Raw genomic sequence first — 19,229 nt, 5'->3', positions numbered from 1 at the left:
ATCCGCCGGATCCCGAGCCTTCTGGTCCATAAGGAGAATCAGCCATTGGCGGCGACGCGAAACCAGATGCCGGGCCGTGCTGCCAGACAAGCAGTCGCAAGGAGAACCTCAGGATTTGGTTTGATCGGCCACCGCACCATTTGGCCGTACTTCTGGTGCCTGCTTAGCTGCCTGAACCAGAGGTGCCTGAACCAGAGGTACCAGTGGATCCTTTTTTGTCGCCTTTGCCGTCGCCACTGCCTTTCTTGTTGCCGGGTTTTCCGCGACAATGGCCGGACACTGAAACCCCATCTTTGCGCTTGTATGGGTCCACCCAATAACACCCAGCTGTCGATTCACAGGCTGGCTTTTCCATGCCTTTGCAAGTCGCCGCCAGTGCATTTCCTGTCGCGGCGAAACCGAGTGCCGCAGTTAGAAAGACCGTCGTAACAATAAGTTTGTTGCGAAACATGGATATTTCCTCCTAGCAATGAGTGATGGATTCGGCAATATAATCACGTCTGAACACTTTGGGAGGCCAGAGCCTAACACGAGAAACTCATCCGGGGCAAAACTCAAAAGGAAAATTATTTTTCCTATTCGTGGTTGCTTGCGGTCAGTATCAGCGTCTTGGACGCATCGATACCAGACCCCGACACAGGGGCCTGTTTTGCGTCCGGCAAAATCTTCGGTTGCTTGGACATTCCCGACACGAACGCGCAAAATTCAGGGTCTTTCCCTCAGGCGTGCCAAGTGCGCGCCTGGCGACTTACGAACTCCCAAACCAGACAAGAACACCATGGCGCAATACATCTACACCATGAATCGGGTCGGCAAGGTGGTGCCGCCCAAGCGCGTGATTCTGCGCGACATCTCCCTGTCCTTTTTCCCCGGTGCCAAAATCGGCGTGCTGGGGCTGAACGGCTCCGGCAAGTCTTCGCTGCTGCGCATCATGGCGGGCATCGATACCGAGATCGAAGGCGAGGCGCGCCCCCAGCCCGGTATCAAGGTCGGTTTTCTGTCGCAGGAACCACAGCTCGACACGGCCAAGGACGTGCGCGGCAATGTCGAGGAGGCGGTCGCCCCTATCAAGCAGGCGCTGGAGCGACTCGACGCCGTATATGCCGCCTATGCCGAGGAAGACGCCGATTTTGATGCCCTGGCTAAAGAGCAGGCGGAGCTGGAAGATTTGATTCAGGCGACCGACGGGCACAATCTGGACCGCACGCTGGAGGTGGCCGCCGATGCGCTGCGCCTGCCGCCCTGGGAGGCGGATGTGGCCAAGCTCTCTGGAGGCGAGCGGCGGCGCGTAGCGCTTTGCCAATTGCTGTTGTCCAAACCCGACATGCTGCTGCTCGATGAGCCCACCAACCATCTCGATGCCGAGTCCGTCGCCTGGCTGGAACGCTTCCTGCATGACTACCCCGGCACCGTGGTCGCCGTGACCCATGATCGCTACTTCCTGGATAACGTCGCCGGCTGGATTCTGGAACTCGACCGTGGCCACGGCATCCCCTGGGAGGGCAACTATTCCTCCTGGCTCGAACAGAAGGAGAATCGCCTGGAGCTCGAACAGAAGCAGGAGGCTTCGCGCATTAAGGCGATGAAACAGGAACTGGAATGGGTGCGCACCAATCCCAAGGGCCGTCAGGCCAAGAGCAAAGCGCGTCTCGCGCGCTTCGATGAGCTGCAATCGCAGGAATTCCAGACCCGCAACGAGACCAATGAGATTTACATCCCGCCAGGCCCGCGCTTAGGTGATCTGGTCATTGAGGCGAATGGGCTGGGCAAAGCCTATGGCGAGCGGCTGCTGTATGAGAATCTGTCATTCAATCTGCCCAAGGGCGGCATTGTTGGCGTGATTGGCCCGAACGGTGCTGGCAAGACCACGCTGTTTCGCATCCTCACCGGCAAGGAGCAGGCCGACTCAGGTGAACTCCGCGTCGGCGAGACGGTGGAGATCGCTTACGTCGATCAGAGCCGCGACGCGCTCGATGACAGCAAGACGGTGTGGGAGGATATTTCCGACGGATTAGACAATATCGTCGTCGGACGCTTTGAGATGCCCTCGCGTGCCTATGTAAGCCGTTTCAATTTCAAAGGTTCGGATCAGCAAAAGCGCATCGGCGATCTCTCGGGCGGCGAACGCAACCGGGTGCATCTGGCCAAGCTACTGAAAAGCGGCGGCAACCTGCTGCTGCTCGATGAGCCGACCAACGATCTGGATGTCGAGACCCTGCGCGCGCTCGAGGAAGCCCTGCTGACCTTCCCCGGCTGCGCGGTGGTTATCAGCCATGATCGCTGGTTCCTGGACCGCATCGCCACCCACATCCTGGCGTTCGAGGGCGACTCGCAAGTGACCTGGTTCGAGGGCAACTACGCCGACTACGAGGCCGACCGCCATCGCCGCCTGGGCGACGAGGCCGATCAGCCGCACCGGATCAAATATCGGCCGCTGCATGCCTGACACCTAGACCCTTTCCAATGAGCGAGAAGAAGAAATTCCTCAAGCGCGCGACCCGATTGATGAAGCGGGTGGAGGCCCTGTTACCGGCGCCACCGGAAACGCCGGACTTTGATGCCCAGAGCTTCCGCTGGCGCGGCGGCGGGCGGGACGGTCGGCTCGAGGCCGTGCGCCGCCCGCACCGCTTGGCGCTGGATGACCTGCTTTGCATCGAGCATCAACGCGCAGTCATTGAGCGCAATACCCGGCAGTTTCTGGGCGGCCGCACGGCAAACAATGTGCTGTTGTGGGGCTCGCGCGGCACCGGCAAGTCCTCGCTGATCAAAGCCATTTTTACCACCTATGCCGACCAGGGCCTGCGGCTGATCGAAGTCGACAAGGCGGACCTGATCGACCTGCCCTATCTGCTCGAGGCCATCGACGGGCGCGAGGAGCGCTTTATCGTCTACTGCGACGACTTGTCCTTCGAGGCATCCGAGTCCAGCTACAAAACGCTCAAGGCCGTACTCGATGGCTCCATCAGCGCGCCGCCGGACAACCTGCTGATCTATGCCACCTCCAACCGCCGTCATTTGCTGCCCGAGTTTCAGCAGGAGAACCAGCAGGCGCACCTGATCGACGGCGAGATCCATCTCGGCGAAAGCACCGAGGAGAAAATCTCCCTGTCGGATCGCTTTGGTCTCTGGCTGTCCTTTTATCCTTTCAGTCAGGAGCAGTATCTGCGCGTGGTGCATCACTGGCTCGAACGCCTCAATGATGCCCAATCGGTTGCCGCGCCGGCCAACCTTGAGGTCATCAACCGCAAAGCCCTGCAGTGGGCACTAACCCGTGGCTCGCGCAGCGGCCGAACCGCCTGGCAGTTCGCGCGCGATTTCGCCGGGCGGCTGCCGTCCGACCACTGAAGCGGGTGCAAATCAGCGCGACGGGCATTGAAATTCCTGCCGCCTCCGCTGATCTGTTACGAAGAGAGCTGGCCGCGACGACCGCCGGGGCACTCGCTTTGCGTCCATTGCCTGAGCGCCCCGCTGCCTGAGCGCCAAGGAGCACAGAATCCATGTCCCGCGATGCCAATGAAAATTTGACGACCCCAAGGCTCGCCATGCCACCGCAGACTCACACGACCGACGGCCAGCCGCGCTTGGTTGGGGTCGAGATTGAGCTCGGCGGCCTGACGCTTGAGCAGACTGCAATTTTGCTCATCGATCATCTCGGCGGCGAGCTTTCTGCTAGCGGTGACTATGAGGCAACCATTCGCGGCGATTCTGCTGGCGACTGGCGCGTGGAGCTCGACTTCGAGTTGCTGAAGGAGCTTGGCCGCCGGGAGCGCGGCCGCGAAGCGGCGGAGGCCCCATTGGAGAGCCTGGTCAAGGACGGCGTCGAGCAGATGCTCAAGCTGGTGGCCGAGCCTGTGGTGCCGGTAGAAATTGTCAGCCCACCGCTGCCGTTTGAGCGTCTGAAAGACTTCCAGGCGTTGATCGTCCGGCTGCGTGAGGCCGGTGCTCAGGGCACTGGCGAGAATCCCATCTATGCCTTCGGCCTGCATCTGAATCCGCAGCCGCCGGCGCTCGACACCCGCACCTTGCTTGCCACATTTAAGGCTTTTCTGTGCTTGGCCGACTGGCTGCGCAAGCGCGCCAAGATCGATATCACACGACGCCTGACGCTCTTCGCCGAGCCCTTCGCGAAAGACTATGTGCGCCAGGTCATCGCGCCTGATTATTGGCCAGATCAGGCCGCCTTCATCGAGGATTATCTGAGCGCGAACCCGACGCGCAACCGCGAGCTTGATATGCTACCGCTGTTCGCGCATCTCGATGACGACCGCGTCAGAGAGCGGGTCTCCGATACCCGGGTGCAGGCGCGCCCGACCTTTCATTATCGTCTGCCCAACTGCGAAATCGACCAGCCCGACTGGAGCCTGCACCATGCCTGGAACGACTGGGTCGAGGTCGAGCGCCTGGCCGCTGAGCCCAAGCGGCTCGACGCCATTTGCCGGGCCTATCACGACCGTCTGGAACAACCGCTCGGTGGCCTGCTCAACCCGGGGCAGGATGACTGGGCGCAGGTAGCGGAGCAATGGCTGAGCACGAACCGCGCCCTCTAATCGGCATTACCGGCCCGCGCCACGGCGCCTTGATGCCGCGCGGACTGGTGGCACTCGGGATCTGGCTGGCGGGCGGACATCCGCGTCAGCTCTATCCGGGCGATGCGCCTGAGAAGCTCGAGCGCTTGGCCGGGCTGGTGGTCACCGGCGGTCATGATGTCGACCCGGTGCTTTATGCCGCCGCGCCCGAAGTCACGCCAAAAATCGACACCGAGCGCGACCGCTTCGAAGCCGCAGCCATCGACCGTATGCTCGAACGCCGGCGCCCGCTGCTCGGCATCTGTCGCGGTGCCCAACTGCTGAACGTCCGTCGCGGCGGCAGCCTGTTTCAAGAGCTGCGCTCCAGACGCAAGCACACCTCCAACCGCTGGACCATTTTTCCGCTCAAGACGCTGCTGCTCGAGCGAGATAGCGCACTGCATGCGCGTATTGGCTGCGATCGCTGCCGCATTAATAGTTTGCACAATCAAGGCATCGACCGGCTCGGTGAGGGCCTGCGCATCGCCGGGCGCGATCTTGACGGCATCGTGCAGGCAGTGGAAGACCCGACCGCCCGCTATGTGCTTGGCGTGCAGTGGCACCCGGAGTTTCTGCTGTATCTTTCCCGTCAACGCCGGCTGTTCCAGGGTCTCATCGCTGCGGCCCACGACCCAAGCTGATACGCGAGCCCGATCAGCCTCCGATCTGCGCCAGAGCAGTACCTGATCAGCCGGCCCGCAGCTGGACCAGAACCACCCATGGATGTCTATCTCGGTCTTTTCGCCGTTTCCTTTGTGGCCGCCACCCTGCTGCCGGCCTACTCAGAGGTCGTCTTCGCCGGCCTCCAGGCCGCCGGCCATGACCCCTGGGCACTCTGGGCCTGGGCGACCGCCGGCAACACCCTGGGTGCTGCGCTCAACTGGGTGATCGGGCGCTGGCTGCTGCGGTTTCAGGACCGGCAGTGGTTTCCCTTCAAAGGGGCGGGACTCAAAACCGCCCAGCGTTGGTTTCAGCGCTGGGGGGTTTGGTCGCTGCTGCTTGCTTGGGCGCCGGTGGGCGGCGATGCCCTGACCTTTGTCGCCGGGCTGATGCGGGTGCGCTTTCCGGTCTTTTTGCTGCTGACCGCGACCGGCAAAGGGCTACGCTACGCGGTGCTGCTGGGCCTGGTTGGAATTGGGCGACAACTTTGGTCATCGTCATAGCTATCCCGCGTCCTTGCGATAGCTGTCGCGTCTCGCAGGCAGATACTTTCGCCCCCATCTGATCAGGCAAGAGACGCAATTTCACCTGACTGATCTGGATTTGCCCATGAAACATAGTCCATTTGTGCCCGATTTCGAACAGCTCCCAAAAATCGTCCCCATCTTTCCGCTGCCCGGCGCCGTGGTGCTGCCCGGCGTGCAACTGCCGCTCAACATCTTCGAGCCGCGCTACCTGAACATGGTGCGCCAGGCGCTGGCCGACCAGCACATCATCGGCATGGTGCAGCCTGCGGCGAGTGACGCCGAGACCAGCGACGCCATTCATCGCATCGGCTGCGCCGGGCGTATCACCTCTTACAGCGAGACCCATGATGGGCGCATCGTGCTGGTGCTGACCGGCTTCTGCCGCTTTCGCGTGCTCGAGGAAGTGGAATCCCTGGCCGGCTGCCGCCGCGTGCTGGTGAGTTGGGAGGAATTTGCCGGCGATTACAACAGTGATCAGCCTAAACTCTTTGATCGCGAGTTGTTTATTGGCTCCCTGCGTAGCTTCTGCACCCGCCGCCAGGTGGAGATTCCCTGGGACGACATTGCCAGCATGGCCGATGACGACATGGTCAACCTGCTCTGCGCCCACCTGCCACTGGACGTCGGCGACAAGCAGGCGCTGATCGAAACCGTGGCCCTTCAGGAGCGCGCCACGCTGATGCGCGGGCTGATGGATATGTCGGCTCTGTCAAGCAGCGACGGCACCGTGCAACGGCACTAGATGCGCACAAGGGTTGCGCACAGGCCGCTTGAAATTTATCAACCTCACCACTATTCGCTGATTAATGATAGGGTTAAATTGAGGATACGAACATGGCAGTTACCCTGACAGATGCCGCAGCACGGCATATCTCCGGAATGATCGACAAACGCGGACATGGTCTTGGTATTCGCATTGGCACCAAGAAAAGCGGCTGCACCGGCTTTGCCTACGAAGTGGATTACGCCGACCAGGTCGACGACAGCGATCAGATATTCGAAAGCCACGGTGTTAAAGTCATCGTGGACGCGGACAGCCTGCCGCGCATCGACGGTACCGAGGTGGATTTCGTCAAGTCCAGCTTGCTGAACGAGGGTTTCGAGTTCCGCAACCCCAATGTGAAGGACGCCTGCGGCTGCGGCGAGTCCTTCAACGTCTGAACCGCCACCCGCAATCTGCTATATCCAAACCACATGGGACTTCGGCAAGTGTTGGGCCGGGCACCGGCCCAATACCGAAAACCTGTTTGCGATGGCTATATGTCGTGATCGACCGACTTCCAGCTCACCAGAACCTGACGACGACCCGCCCATGACCAGTTCAGCATCAGCACAGCCATCGGCCAGCGAGCAAATCGCCGAGATCATCGACACCTTCGAGCTGCTCGGGGACTGGGACCAGCGCTACGAGTATCTGGTCGAAATCGGCGAAAAGCTCACCCCCATGGATCCGGCGGCCAAAACGGATTCCAATCTGGTGAAAGAGTGCATGAGCACCGTGCATGTCGCCCCCAGTCCGGATGGCAACGGCCAGCTGAGCTATCAAGGCGATTGCGACACCGCCATCATCAAGGGGGTGGTGGCGCTGCTGGTGGGCTTGTTCAGCGACAAGACCCCGGCGGAAATCGAGGCCCTGGATGTCGATGAGCTCTTCACCGGGCTGCAACTCGAAGAGCACTTAAGCCCGAACCGCCACGTTGGCGTCTATGCCATCGTGAACAAGATGAAAGGTCAGGCACAAGCATTCGCCTGAAACGCCAGTGCTGCAGATTTGGTCCTGGGAATCCGCGCCCCTTCGGCAACCTGGTTCAGCAACTCCGGTCGCAAGCGCAACCGCTGAACAAGTACCGACGCAGAAAAGCCAACATCACCTCACGCACCCGCGCGCTATCCGCTGGGGCGATTCGCGTTCGCAACATTCGTTGACGCCTGCCTGATATCAAACTCAAACATTCCGTCAAGCCCCAAGCCGATGTCCTAGGGCTTTTTTCGTCTGTGTCTGCGGATGAAGCGGTTGCTGCAATCAACCCTTGGGCGGCCTCGCCGTCATTTCAGCCCGAAATGCCGGTGCATTTTCGCGTTAAAGTCTTAACGCCACCGCCGTCGGTGCCAGATAATGGGCGTACATTTTTGGCGGCAGCAGCCTGCGGACGCGGCTTTGCTTTTCGTTGCTGACCGCTGACGCTTTTTCGCCCGCAACCCAACAAGGGACATTATGACTCAGGTTCGCGACATTCTCGTCACCAGCGCTTTGCCCTATGCCAATGGGCCCATTCATATCGGCCATCTGGTCGAGTACATCCAGACCGACATCTGGGCGCGTTTCCAGAAGATGCGCGGTCACAACTGCTGGTACGTCTGCGCCGACGATGCCCATGGCACGCCCATTATGCTCAAGGCGCGCGCCGAGGGCATCTCCCCGGAGGCGCTGATCGAACGGGTTGCAGCCGAACACCAGGCGGATTTTGTCGCCTTTCGCGTCGGCTTCGACAATTATCACTCGACCCACTCGCCCGAGAACCGCCATTTTGCCGAACTGATCTACAGCCGCAACCGCGACCAGGGCCATATCGCCCAGCGCGAAATCGAGCAGGCCTATGATCCGGTGGAGAAGATGTTCCTGCCGGATCGCTTCATCAAGGGCGAGTGCCCCAAGTGCGGCGCGCCGGACCAGTATGGCGACAACTGCGAGGCCTGTGGTGCCAGCTACTCCCCGGCGGAGCTAAAAAACCCGCGCTCAGCGGTCTCTGGTGCGGCGCCGGAGATGCGCCGCTCGGAGCATTATTTCTTCAAGCTCGCGGACTTTGAGCCCATGCTGCGCGACTGGACGCGCGGCGGCGGCCTGCAAAAGCAAGTCGCCAACAAGCTTGATGAGTGGTTCGACGCCGGTTTGCAGGAATGGGATATCTCGCGCGACGCGCCTTACTTTGGCTTTGAGATCCCGGACGCGCCGGGCAAGTTTTTCTACGTCTGGCTCGATGCGCCTATCGGCTACATGGCGAGCTTTCAGCACCTGTGCGAGCGCACGCCCGGGCTGGAGTTCGACCACTTCTGGGCGCCCGACTCCCCTGCCGAGGTCTATCACTTTATCGGCAAGGATATTATCTACTTCCACGCCCTGTTTTGGCCGGCGATGTTGACAGGCGCTGACTTCCGCGCACCCACGGCTGTCTTTGCCCATGGCTTTTTGACCGTCGATGGGCAGAAGATGTCGAAATCACGCGGGACCTTCATCAAGGCGCGCACCTATCTCGACCATCTCAACCCTGAGTATTTGCGCTATTACTTCGCCGCCAAGCTCGGTCCTGGCGTGGATGATATCGACCTGAGCCTGGAGGATTTTCAGGCACGGGTGAATGCCGATTTGGTCGGCAAAATCGTCAATATCGCCAGCCGCACCGCGTCTTTCATCCATAAGCGGTTCGTCGGCCGCCTCGCCGCGACCCTGCCCGAGCCGGCGCTCTTCGCCGAGTTCGCCGCCGCCGGTGAGAGCATTGCCGCCGCCTACGACAAGCGCGAACTGGGCCGAGCCATGCGCGAGATCATGGCACTGGCTGACCGCGCCAATCAGTACATCGACGAACAGGCGCCCTGGGTGATCGCGAAAGACCCAAGTCGCGAGGCCGAACTGCACGGTGTCTGCACCCAGGGGCTCAATCTGTTTCGGCTGCTGATCGGCTGGCTGCGCCCGGTGCTGCCCGGCACTGCCGAGGCGGCCGAAGCCTTCCTGCGCATCGCGCCACTGACCTGGGATGCACTGCCCAAGCCGCTGTTGGATCATCAGGTGGAGAAGTTCAAGCCGCTGATGACGCGCATCGAGCGCAGCCAGATCGATGCCATGCTGGCGGCCTCGCGCGCGGATCTGGCTGGAACGCCGGCAACGGGCGCGGCCAACCAGCCTGCCGTCGCCAGCCTGGACCCGCCGCTCGCGGACACCATCGATTACGACAGCTTTGCCCAGGTTGATTTGCGCATTGCCCGGATTCTCGAGGCGAGCCTGGTTGAGGGCGCGGATAAATTGCTACGCTTGCGCCTGGATCTCGGCGGTGAGGAGCGTCAGGTGTTCGCTGGCATTCGCGCGGCTTATGTGCCTGAGTCCCTGACCGGGCGCCTGACGGTGATGGTGGCCAATCTCGCCCCGCGCAAAATGCGCTTTGGGGTGTCCGAGGGCATGGTGCTGGCAGCCGGGCCGGGCGGAAAAGACATTTTTCTGCTGTCTCCGGACAGTGGCGCCATGCCGGGGATGAAGGTCAAGTAGGCGGTCAATTGCCCCGATGTGAGCCTGAAGCCGCCGCCTCTTGAGCTATAGCTACCTCAGGCTCAGCCCCCTTCGACCGGGCCGGCGCTGCGCGGTTTTTTGCGCGGGCGTCTGGCCGGTTTGCGCCGTGGTGGGCTGCTCGGGGCCGGTGCGCCGGCACTGACCGCTGCATGCGCATCTCCACCATTGCCGTGCACGTTTGGGCCTTTCTTGGCGTTGGTCTTGGCGTTGGCCTGACCAGCGGGATGACCATTCGGGCGCGCACCATTGGGACGGCCAGCGTTGCCACGGCCGCCATTGGCTCGAGCAGTACCGTTGGAGCGTGCCGGTCGCGGGCGCGACTGTTCAGCCGCAGCGCGTTCGCCCCCAGGCAGGGGAGCTAGGCGATTGGCGGGCGCGAGCATGATCTCAAGTTCATTGAGTTCATCCCACTGCTCATCGGTTCTGTCTTGATCCGGAATGGCCCTGAGCGCACGCAGACGGCGGCGCGGGGAAGTCATTTGGCTTTCAATCATGGAGCGATAGACTCAGCGCACGGCTGATCTCTCAACGATTCCGATTGGTCGGTTATTACAAGCCTGTCGGGACTGCCAGGTAGCGCTGAGGCGCCCGGGAAGAACCCTGCGACAGTTCATTAATCCTGATTGGACATAAGGTTCAATCAGGCGCGGGTGACGAGACCCGCTTTTATCAGCTCAGGTATCAGCTCAGGACGCGCGCATGGCCCAACACTGGATGGATCCATGGCGTTTTTCCTGGCAAGGCCGGCCTGACACAGGGCGCCGGGGTCGGGTTGTAAGCCCGGGCGGGTGCGGCGCGCAGTGGTTGGCGGCATAGCGGCAGAGCAATTTTTGCTGTGCCTCCTCTTACCATAGCAAAGCTTGAGCAAGTGCGCAGGCTCAGTTCGCATTCCGGAGCGGAAAAAATTTCGCTTGCTAGGGTGATGCCTGCGGCCAAAAGCCGGTCAGAATCTCGAAAGGCTGCTAAGATTGTTGCTGAATGATATGAAAAATAACCTATAATTATCGGGAGCACCATCTCCATGGTTGGCCAACAATGCTGTATTCCCGGCGCCGGAGAAAAAAAGACATGCTGAAGAATTTGACCATCGGCTCGCGCATCCTGCTCGGCTCCGTGCTGATTTTGTTGGTTACCCTGGGTGTGCTGCTGCCGGTTCAGCTTGGCAAGCTGAGCGACATTACCACTGAAAACCAGACCTGCTTCGCCCGCAGCATGTTCCAGGCCTTCGAGGCCGCCCTGAAAGACCAGGGCAATCTCGCGCTCGCGCTCAGTGCGGCCCAGGCCAATCGGCCGGAAATACAGCGCGCCTTCGCCGCAGGGGATCGCGAACGCCTGCTCGAATTGACCGAGGCCGAATTCGCACACCTGAAGGACGCGCAGAACGTGCGCCAGTTCCAATTTCTGACGCCACCGGCAACATCCTTTCTGCGTGTGCATATGCCGGAAAAGTACGGCGATGATCTCAGTGACATGCGCGGTACCGTGGTGACTGCCAACCAGACGCGCAAGCCTGTGGTTGGGCTGGAACGCGGGGTCGCCGGGTTGGGCGTGCGCGGCGTTTCTCCCATGTTCTACCAGGGGCAGCATCTTGGTGTGGTGGAATTTGGTATCTCTTTCGGGCAGCCATTTTTTGACGCCTTCCTCACAGATTTTCAGGTGCCGAGTGCCCTGCATCTGGCCAAGGATCGCGGCTTCGAGACCTTTGCCAGCACCATCACCGGCGGCACCCTGCTGAAGCCCGAAGAGTTGCGCGCAGTCCTCAATGGCGAGATTATCACCCGCCCGGCCCATGTGGGTGAGCAGCCAGTGCTCATCTATGCACGCGCAATTGAGGACTACTCGGGCAAGTCGATCGGCGTGGCAGAATTGCTGGTTGACCGTACCACCGCAGCCAAGGCTTACCGCGATGCCCTGACCACCGAACTTGGCATCAGCGCGTTCATGCTCTTAGTCGGTATCGGTATTGCCTTAAGCGTCAGCAAAAGCATTACCGGTCCCTTGCGCACCACTGTCGGGCGCCTGCATGACATCGCCGCCGGTGACGGTGACCTGACCCAACGCCTCGACGCCGACGGCCGCAACGAACTTGCGGACCTAGGGCGGGCTTTTAACGGCTTTACCGACAAAATCCAGACCCTGGTGCGCGATATCGCCGGCGCGTCCTCCCAACTTGCCTCGGCCGCCGAGGAGCTGTCCCTGACCAGCGGCGAGACCTCCGAGCACGTCGGTCGCCAGCAGCACGAGATCGACCAGGTCGCGACCGCCATCAACCAGATGACCGCCACCGTGGAGGAAGTCGCCCGCCATGCTGCGGAGGCTGCTCGAGCCACTCAGGAAACCGACCGCGAAACCCGTGCCGGCACCGACGTGGTCGGCAAGACCATTGAGGCCATTGAGGCGGTCGCGCGCGAGGTCGAGAGCGCTAGTGCGATTATTTCGCGGCTGTCCGCCGACAGCGTCGAAATCGGCGCCGTGCTCGATGTGATTCGAGGTATCGCCGAGCAGACCAACCTGCTTGCGCTCAATGCCGCCATTGAGGCCGCGCGCGCCGGCGAACAGGGCCGTGGCTTCGCCGTGGTGGCCGATGAGGTGCGCACCCTGGCCAGTCGTACCCAGGTCTCAACCCAGGATATTCAAGAGAAAATCGAACGGGTGCAGACCGGCTCCAACAACGCCGTGGCGGCGATGGAGCAGGGCCAGTCGAAAGCGGGCGAGGCGGTCGAGCAGGCCAAGCACGGTGGCGAGTCGCTGCAAACCATCAACCAGGCAGTTTCAAGCATCACCGACATGAACCACCAGATCGCCAGTGCGGCCGAGGAGCAGAGCGCCGTGGCCGAAGAGATCAATCGCAATATCCACACCATCTCCGAGGCCGTGGATCAGTCCTCCACGGGTGCCGCGCAGATCAGCAGTGCCAGCGAGGAACTCGCCCAACTCGCCGCCCGTCTACAGGAGCTGGTTGGTCAGTTCCGGGTCTGAAGGTCAGGCAGGCTGGCCACTGTGGTTTCGATCCAGTCCTCTGCCAGACGATTGATCTCGGCCGCGCTGCGATTCTGACTGGAAATCGGCGCGCCGACCACCAGGTGAATGCAGCCGGGCCTTTTTGTGAAGGCGCGGCGCCCCCAGAAGACGCCTGAGTTGTGCGCGATGGGCAGGACATCGGTGCCGGTGCGCTCGGCGAGCTTGGCACCGCTGATGTTGTAGCGTCCGCGCTCTCCGGGAGCGACGCGCGTCCCCTCAGGAAAAAGCACCACCCAGCGATTCGCTTTCAGGCTGATTTCGCCTTGCGTCAACACCTGCTTAAGTGCCTGCCTTGGCGAGTTGCGGTCAATGGCGATGGGGTGAAAACGACCCAGCGCCCAGCCGAAGAAGGGAATGGATAGCAGTTCGCGCTTTAGCACCCATGCCTGGCGGCAGGGAAACAGGGGGCGAAGCGCGACGGTTTCCCAAGCTGATGAATGTTTGGACAGAATCACCACCGCATGATCTGGCAGATGCTCGCGCCCGCTCACCTTGATGTCCAGTCCACAGATAACTCGCAGCAATACGAGAGAGGTGCGCGACCATGCGTTGCCGAGGTGGCCCAGCGCGCACTCGGACACGATGGGCGAGGCCAGCACGATGGCGATGCTGTAGCCGATGCTGACAGCACTAAAAAAGAGGTTAAAAATGGCGGAGCGAAGATAGAGCATGGGCTTTCAGAACTGGCTAGTGTTCTTGCAGCAGCGCGTCGACTGCTGCGAAGAGATCGGGAAATTGCTCGACATGATTGAGCTCGACGCCATGGGTTGCCAGGGTGCGCTTGCCTTTGCCGGTGTGGACCAGCAGCGGGCGTGCGCCGACCGCCATGGCCGCTTGCACATCGCGCAAGGCATCGCCAATCACCGGCACGCCGGTGAGCGATACCCCAAAGCGGCGCGCCAGGGATTCTAGCAGCCCGGTGCGGGGTTTGCGGCAGGTGCAGCCATTGTCCGGGCGATGCGGACAGTAGGCGATGGCCTCAATGCGCGCGCCTACCGTGGCGAGTTCCCGGGTCATTTTCTGGTGGATGAGCGCGAGTTGGTCGTGATCGAACAGGCCGCGTCCAATGCCAGACTGATTAGTGGCGACTGTGACTGTCCAGCCGGCGTTGTTCAGCCGCGCAATCGCCTGGGGGCTGTTGGGAATGGACTGCCACTCATCAGGTGATTTGATGTAGGCGTCCGAGTCCTGGTTGATGACGCCGTCGCGGTCGAGGATGACAAGCTTCACACTCATGCGCGCCCAGAATCTTGCTGCCCGGGATCTTGTTGCTCGGGGTTGTCCTTGAAGGCAGACACGCGGATGCGACCGCTAATCATGCGCGCTTCGCGCAGGTCAAGCTTGGCCATTTTCTGCCAGAAGGCGGTTTTCAGATCGACATCGGCGGAGATGGCGGTGCCGAGCAGCAGGATGCAGAGATCGGCGATTTCCTCGGCCAGGTGTTCATAGGCTTTGCCCTTAGTTACACTGGCGGAAATTTCGCCGAGTTCCTCGGTCATTAGCGCGATGCGATAGACCATATCCTCGCCGCCAGTCTCGCGAAAGCGGTGTTTGTCATGAAATGCCTGCACCGCCGCCAGCATGGCGTCGTAGGAGTCGGGGTTTGCTGTTTTGTCAGCCATAGTCAGGGTGAGATGAGGTGATTTATTGCAATTTTGCGATATCCGCAATCCGCAGGAACAGCTGTTGGAGCTGCTCGAGCAAGGCGAGCCGATTGTCGCGAAGTTGCGGGTCTTCGGCCATCACCATGATGGCGTCGAAAAAGGCATCGACAGGTTCGCGCAATCCCGCCAGCGCGATCAGGGCGCCCGCGTAGTCGCCGCTTGCGAGCCGGGGTTGCAGTTCGGCCTCGACGGCCGCCACGGCCCCGGCGAGCTTGCGCTCCTCGGGCTCGCGCAGGACATCGGCATCAAGCTGGCGGGCGGCTGCCGGGGCCTTTTTGAGAATATTGGCGATGCGCTTGTTCGCGGCGGCCAGCGCGGCGGATTCGGGCAGGCGGCTGAAGGCTTCTACCGCGCGCACCCGCCGGTCGATGTCCGCCGGTGCGCTGATCCCAAGGCTGAGCACGGCGGCAACGCGATCACCGGCGATGCCCTGATCCTGATAGTAGGCGCTGAGCCGTTCCAAACAGTAGCTGAGCACTTCATCGACCACAGCGGGTGCGCCGACGGCGGCGGGGAAGGCCTCCGCGCTCTGGCGGAGCAGGTCTTTAAGGTCCAACTCCAGAGGGATTTCGATCAGCAGCCGCAGTACCCCGATGGCGGCGCGGCGCAGACCGTAGGGGTCTTTCACGCCAGTGGGACGCTCGCCGATGGCAAAAACGCCGACCAGGGTGTCTAGCCGATCAGCTAGTGCGAGCGCCTGGCCAAGCGGAGTCGCGGGCAGTTGGTCTCCGGCCTGGCGCGGCAGATATTGTTCCGCCATGGCGTTCGCGATGGCGGCCGACTCGCCGCCGTGCTGGGCGTAGTAGCGCCCGATGATGCCCTGCAGGCTGCCGAATTCGCCCACCATCAGGGTGACCAGATCGCACTTGGCGAGCTGGGCCGCGCGTTCTGCTTCGGCGGGGTCCAGGCCCATCGGCGTGGCTATGGCGCCGAGCACTCTTGCGACTCGCCCAGCGCGTTCGGCCAGGGAACCGAGCTTGTCTTGAAACACCACATCGGCCAGCTTGGGGATGCGGCTTGCGAGCGGCTCCTTGAGGTCTTGTTCCCAGAAAAAACGCGCATCGGCAAAGCGCGGGGTGATCACCCGCTCGTTGCCGGCGCGCACCAGGTCCGGCTCGCGGCTGTCGATATTGCAGATGGTAATGAAACAGGGCAGCAGGGCGCCGTCAGTGCCGAAGACCGGAAAGTACTTCTGGTTTTTCTGCATGGTTTCGATCAAGACCTCGGGCGGCACTTCCAGAAAAGCTGCATCGAAGCGCCCGAGCAGCGCTACCGGCCATTCGCACAGCGCGGTGACTTCATTGAGCAGCGCATCAGTTGGACGCGTCTGTCCGCCAGCACTGGCAGCGAGCGCGCTGACCTGCTCGGCAATGCGGGCGCGGCGGGCGGCGAAATCCGGCTCCACCCAGCCCTGCTCGCGCAGCAGACGGTCGTAGTCGCACGGATGGGGAATGGTGATGGGCGCGGGCGCGTGAAAGCGATGCCCGCGGGTCTCCCGGCCGATGGGCAGGCCCATGACCTCACCCGCGATGAGCTGATCGCCCAACAGGGCGCAAATCCAATGCACCGGCCGCACGAACGCCGCCTCGCCCGCGCCCCAGCGCATCCGTTTGGGGATGGGCAGGGCGGCCAGGGCCTGCTCGGTCAGTTCTGGCAGTAATTCGGCCGCAGCGCGACCGGGGATGCTCTGTTCATGCACCAGCCAGGCGCCCTTGTCGGTCTCGAGGCGACCGAGTGCATCAATCTCGACTCCGCAGGAGCGCGCGAAGCCGAGCGCGGCCTGGGTGGGCTGCCCCTCGGCATTGAAGGCCGCTGCCAGCGCCGGGCCGCGGCGAGTCTGGTGTTGATCGGGCGCGGCCAGGGCGAGATCGGCGATGCGCACTGCCAGCCGGCGCGGGGTGGCGAAGCCTTCCACCGTGCCATGGGTCAGCTGATGCTCGGCCAGACGTTTGACGAGTTCTTCGCGCATGGCGGTGGCTAGGCGTGGCAGGGCGACCGGGGGCAGTTCCTCGGTGCCGATTTCAATCAGCAGATCGGCGGTGTTGCTCATGCGGACCTCCGCTCGGGTTGGTCAGCGAGCATGGGAAAGCCGAGCGTCTCGCGTGATTGATAGTAGCCAGCGGCCACTGCGCGCGCCAGGGTGCGCACGCGCAAGATAAAGCGCTGCCGCTCGGTGACGGAAATGGCGCCGCGCGCATCAAGCAGGTTAAACAGGTGCGAGGCTTTCAGCACCTGCTCATAGGCCGGCAGCGGCAGGCCAATTTCAGCAAGATGGCGGCTTTGGCGCTCGGCGACATCGAATTGCTCGAACAATGCCGGCACTTCGGCGTGCTCGAAGTTGTAGGTCGATTGCTCAACCTCGTTTTGATGGTAGACGTCGCCGTAGGTCACGCGTGCCTCGGGGGTCTGCTTCCATAATAGATCAAAGACATTTTCGACCCCCTGCAGGTACATGGCGATGCGCTCCAGCCCATAGGTAATCTCGCCGCTGACCGGGCGGCATTCCAGGCCGCCAACCTGCTGGAAGTAAGTGAACTGGGTGACTTCCATGCCGTTGAGCCAGACTTCCCAGCCCAGACCCCAGGCGCCCAGGGTGGGGGACTCCCAGTTGTCCTCGACAAAGCGGATATCGTGCACCAGTGGATCGATACCCAGGGTCTTCAGTGACTCGAGATAGAGTTCCTGGATATTCGGCGGCGAGGGCTTGAGCAGGACTTGATACTGATAATAATGCTGCAAGCGGTTGGGGTTCTCGCCATAGCGACCATCCGTCGGGCGGCGACTCGGCTGCACATAGGCCGCGCGCCAGGGCTCGGGGCCGATGGCGCGCAAGAAGGTGGCCGGGTGAAAGGTGCCAGCGCCCACTTCCATATCGTAAGGTTGCAGAATTACACAGCCGCGCTCGGCCCAGAATTGCTGCAATCTGAGTATCAAGTCCTGAAAATCCAGTACCCGAGAATCCAAAACAGAGGGGCTTGGCACGACAACCTCCAAACGAAACAGGGCCAACCGAAACCGATAAAGCGCGTCAGTATAAAGGCTCGTTGCCTATCGCGCGCTAGCTTGTAAATGGGGAAGTATTCACGGCGTCCCCCGTGGCCGTGACCCGGCCCAGAACGAGCCGAAATCTCAAAGGGTTTCGGTATATCATAGCTCCCTGGATGTTCTGGGTTAGATTCAGTCATGGTTAGTCCTTCGCATCATCAGCACGCGCGCGCCGCGTCCGAACCGCTTAATCCGCCTGGTAACGAAAGGGCCAATGAACGGATGAAGGCCATCGTCCGCACCACCCTGGTCGCGGCGATCTGCAATACCTTCCTCGCGATCGGCAAAATCCTCTGCGGCTGGCTTGGCAATTCCCATGCACTCATCGCCGACGGGGTGCATTCGGTGTCTGATCTGCTCTCTGACCTGCTGGTGTATTTCGCCGGACGTCATGCCGGGGAGGCGCCGGATGAAGAACATCCATACGGGCATCAGCGCTTCGAGACAGTCGCGACCCTGATCCTGGGTATCTTTCTGGCCGCAGTGGCGCTGGGCATTGCTTGGGACGCAGTCCAGCGATTGTTCGAGCCGGAACAACTCTTGCGGCCGGGCTGGCTGGCGCTTGCTGCGGCGGCTGTGTCGATTCTGGTCAATGAGGCCTTGTTCTGGTACACCCTGTTTTATGCCAAACGGGTGCGCTCGGATATGTTGCGCGCCAATGCCTGGCATCACCGCACTGATGCGATTTCTTCCGTCGTGGTGCTGATCGGCATTGCTGGCACCCTGGCAGGGTTGAATTACCTGGATGCCGTGGCCTCGGTGCTGGTGGCGGTGATGATCGCCAAGATCGCCTGGGATCTCGGCAATGAAGCGGTGGGCGAATTGGTCGATGCCGGGTTGGAGCCCGCCCGGGTGGGCGAAATCCGCGAGGCCATCACCGGCATTGCCGATGTGCGCGATCTGCACATGCTGCGCACCCGCACGCACGGTGGGCAGGCAAGCGCCGATGTGCATGTGCTGGTCGACCCATATATTAGTGTGTCGGAAGGGCACATGATCAGCGTGCTGGTCGAAAAGCGGCTCAAGGCCGGCTTTGACGAGATCAGCGAGGTGATCGTCCATATCGATCCTGAAGACGATGAAATTCGCCCGGTGCGTGCCGATCTGCCGCTGCGCGCCCAAGCCCTGCAAAAGCTCGAACAACTCTGCGCCGGGATTCCCGAATTCGCCGAGCGCCGGCGCGTGCTGTTGCATTACCTGCATGGTGCCCTGGAGGTGGAGATTCTGCTGCCGCTGACGTTGACAGCTGGCGCGGGCCATGACCCGGAAAAGCTTGCAAGTCGCATCCGTCATGCCATTGGCAAGGACCCGGTGTTTCGTCAGGCTCGGGTTTACTTTGGATGATCAGGATGATTGGTCAATTGTTGCACCAGGATCGTGCAATCTGTTGTGTTGGACGCACTAAAATGGTGCGAAGGTGGCGCCCGGCTGGCGCTCAGTCGGCGCCTGTCTGGCGGGCATGACGGCA

General features: G+C 61.6%; 18 protein-coding genes. 11 read left to right on the top strand and 7 right to left on the bottom strand.

What is annotated here, in order from left to right:
• Positions 1-163 precede the first annotated feature (163 nt).
• Positions 164-451 carry a hypothetical protein gene (locus tag Thiofri_RS22520; protein WP_009148697.1) on the bottom strand — a complete coding sequence of 96 codons (288 nt, stop codon included), beginning with the start codon at positions 449-451 and terminating at the stop codon, positions 164-166.
• A gap of 327 nt (positions 452-778) precedes the next feature.
• Here Thiofri_RS22520 and ettA point away from each other — a divergent pair, with 327 nt between their 5' ends.
• The 9 genes from ettA (at position 779) to metG (ending at position 10,010) form a co-directional block, all read left to right on the top strand.
• The gene (ettA, locus tag Thiofri_RS22515) at positions 779-2,446 is read left to right on the top strand and encodes an energy-dependent translational throttle protein EttA (protein ID WP_009148696.1); all 1,668 of its coding nucleotides are present in this window, start codon (positions 779-781) and stop codon (positions 2,444-2,446) included.
• Positions 2,447-2,463: 17 nt separating this feature from the next.
• Complete coding sequence (locus tag Thiofri_RS22510) at positions 2,464-3,345, top strand: ATP-binding protein (protein ID WP_009148695.1); 882 nt, start codon at positions 2,464-2,466, stop codon at positions 3,343-3,345.
• A 152-nt stretch (positions 3,346-3,497) separates the two neighbouring features.
• Entirely contained in the window at positions 3,498-4,547 is a 1,050-nt protein-coding gene (locus tag Thiofri_RS22505) for an amidoligase family protein (RefSeq protein ID WP_009148694.1), read from the top strand.
• Positions 4,520-5,206 (top strand): gamma-glutamyl-gamma-aminobutyrate hydrolase family protein, encoded by a 687-nt coding sequence (locus Thiofri_RS22500; RefSeq protein ID WP_009148693.1) that lies wholly within the window; start codon positions 4,520-4,522, stop codon positions 5,204-5,206. Before Thiofri_RS22505 ends, Thiofri_RS22500 begins: the two co-directional genes overlap by 28 nt.
• Positions 5,207-5,284: 78 nt before the next feature.
• Positions 5,285-5,728: a YqaA family protein gene (locus Thiofri_RS22495; RefSeq protein WP_009148692.1), complete on the top strand. Its 444-nt coding sequence runs from the start codon at positions 5,285-5,287 to the stop codon at positions 5,726-5,728.
• Positions 5,729-5,834: 106 nt separating this feature from the next.
• The gene (locus Thiofri_RS22490) at positions 5,835-6,494 is read left to right on the top strand and encodes an LON peptidase substrate-binding domain-containing protein (RefSeq protein WP_009148691.1); all 660 of its coding nucleotides are present in this window, start codon (positions 5,835-5,837) and stop codon (positions 6,492-6,494) included.
• Positions 6,495-6,586: 92 nt separating this feature from the next.
• Entirely contained in the window at positions 6,587-6,913 is a 327-nt protein-coding gene (locus Thiofri_RS22485) for a HesB/IscA family protein (protein ID WP_009148690.1), read from the top strand.
• 151 nt (positions 6,914-7,064) lie between these two features.
• A complete protein-coding gene (locus tag Thiofri_RS22480) occupies positions 7,065-7,505 on the top strand; it encodes a SufE family protein (protein WP_009148689.1) in 441 nt (146 codons plus the stop codon).
• 462 nt (positions 7,506-7,967) lie between these two features.
• Positions 7,968-10,010, top strand: coding sequence for a methionine--tRNA ligase (gene metG / locus Thiofri_RS22475; protein ID WP_009148688.1), 2,043 nt, complete (start codon positions 7,968-7,970; stop codon positions 10,008-10,010).
• Positions 10,011-10,072: 62 nt separating this feature from the next.
• On the opposite strand, the gene Thiofri_RS22470 is transcribed toward metG, so the two are convergent.
• On the bottom strand, positions 10,073-10,525 hold the full coding sequence (locus tag Thiofri_RS22470; protein WP_009148687.1) for a hypothetical protein: 453 nt from the start codon (positions 10,523-10,525) through the stop codon (positions 10,073-10,075).
• A 574-nt stretch (positions 10,526-11,099) separates the two neighbouring features.
• On the opposite strand from Thiofri_RS22470, the gene Thiofri_RS22465 reads away from it, so the two are divergent.
• The gene (locus Thiofri_RS22465; RefSeq protein ID WP_009148686.1) at positions 11,100-13,010 is read left to right on the top strand and encodes a methyl-accepting chemotaxis protein; all 1,911 of its coding nucleotides are present in this window, start codon (positions 11,100-11,102) and stop codon (positions 13,008-13,010) included.
• On the opposite strand, the gene Thiofri_RS22460 is transcribed toward Thiofri_RS22465, so the two are convergent.
• From Thiofri_RS22460 to glyQ, 5 genes are read right to left on the bottom strand one after another with little or no spacing between them, the layout of a single operon-like run.
• Positions 12,995-13,723, bottom strand: coding sequence for a lysophospholipid acyltransferase family protein (locus Thiofri_RS22460; RefSeq protein WP_009148685.1), 729 nt, complete (start codon positions 13,721-13,723; stop codon positions 12,995-12,997). The two genes, Thiofri_RS22465 and Thiofri_RS22460, sit on opposite strands and share 16 nt — an antisense overlap.
• Positions 13,724-13,739: 16 nt before the next feature.
• A complete protein-coding gene (gene gmhB / locus Thiofri_RS22455; RefSeq protein WP_009148684.1) occupies positions 13,740-14,288 on the bottom strand; it encodes a D-glycero-beta-D-manno-heptose 1,7-bisphosphate 7-phosphatase in 549 nt (182 codons plus the stop codon).
• A complete protein-coding gene (locus Thiofri_RS22450) occupies positions 14,285-14,674 on the bottom strand; it encodes a pyrophosphohydrolase domain-containing protein (RefSeq protein ID WP_009148683.1) in 390 nt (129 codons plus the stop codon). Before Thiofri_RS22450 ends, gmhB begins: the two co-directional genes overlap by 4 nt.
• A gap of 22 nt (positions 14,675-14,696) precedes the next feature.
• Positions 14,697-16,766 (bottom strand): glycine--tRNA ligase subunit beta, encoded by a 2,070-nt coding sequence (gene glyS / locus Thiofri_RS22445; RefSeq protein ID WP_009148682.1) that lies wholly within the window; start codon positions 16,764-16,766, stop codon positions 14,697-14,699.
• Positions 16,763-17,698 carry a glycine--tRNA ligase subunit alpha gene (gene glyQ / locus Thiofri_RS22440; protein WP_009148681.1) on the bottom strand — a complete coding sequence of 312 codons (936 nt, stop codon included), beginning with the start codon at positions 17,696-17,698 and terminating at the stop codon, positions 16,763-16,765. Before glyQ ends, glyS begins: the two co-directional genes overlap by 4 nt.
• Before the next feature lie 285 nt (positions 17,699-17,983).
• Between glyQ and Thiofri_RS22435 the strand changes: the two genes are divergently transcribed.
• Positions 17,984-19,105, top strand: coding sequence for a cation diffusion facilitator family transporter (locus tag Thiofri_RS22435; protein ID WP_009148679.1), 1,122 nt, complete (start codon positions 17,984-17,986; stop codon positions 19,103-19,105).
• The last annotated feature ends 124 nt before the right edge of the window (positions 19,106-19,229 follow it).

It is taken from the genome of Thiorhodovibrio frisius (assembly GCF_033954835.1).
GTDB classification, from domain to species: domain Bacteria; phylum Pseudomonadota; class Gammaproteobacteria; order Chromatiales; family Chromatiaceae; genus Thiorhodovibrio; species Thiorhodovibrio frisius.
The sequence above is the reverse complement of the archived record's forward strand: the minus strand, read 5'-3'. Positions and strand labels throughout refer to the sequence as shown.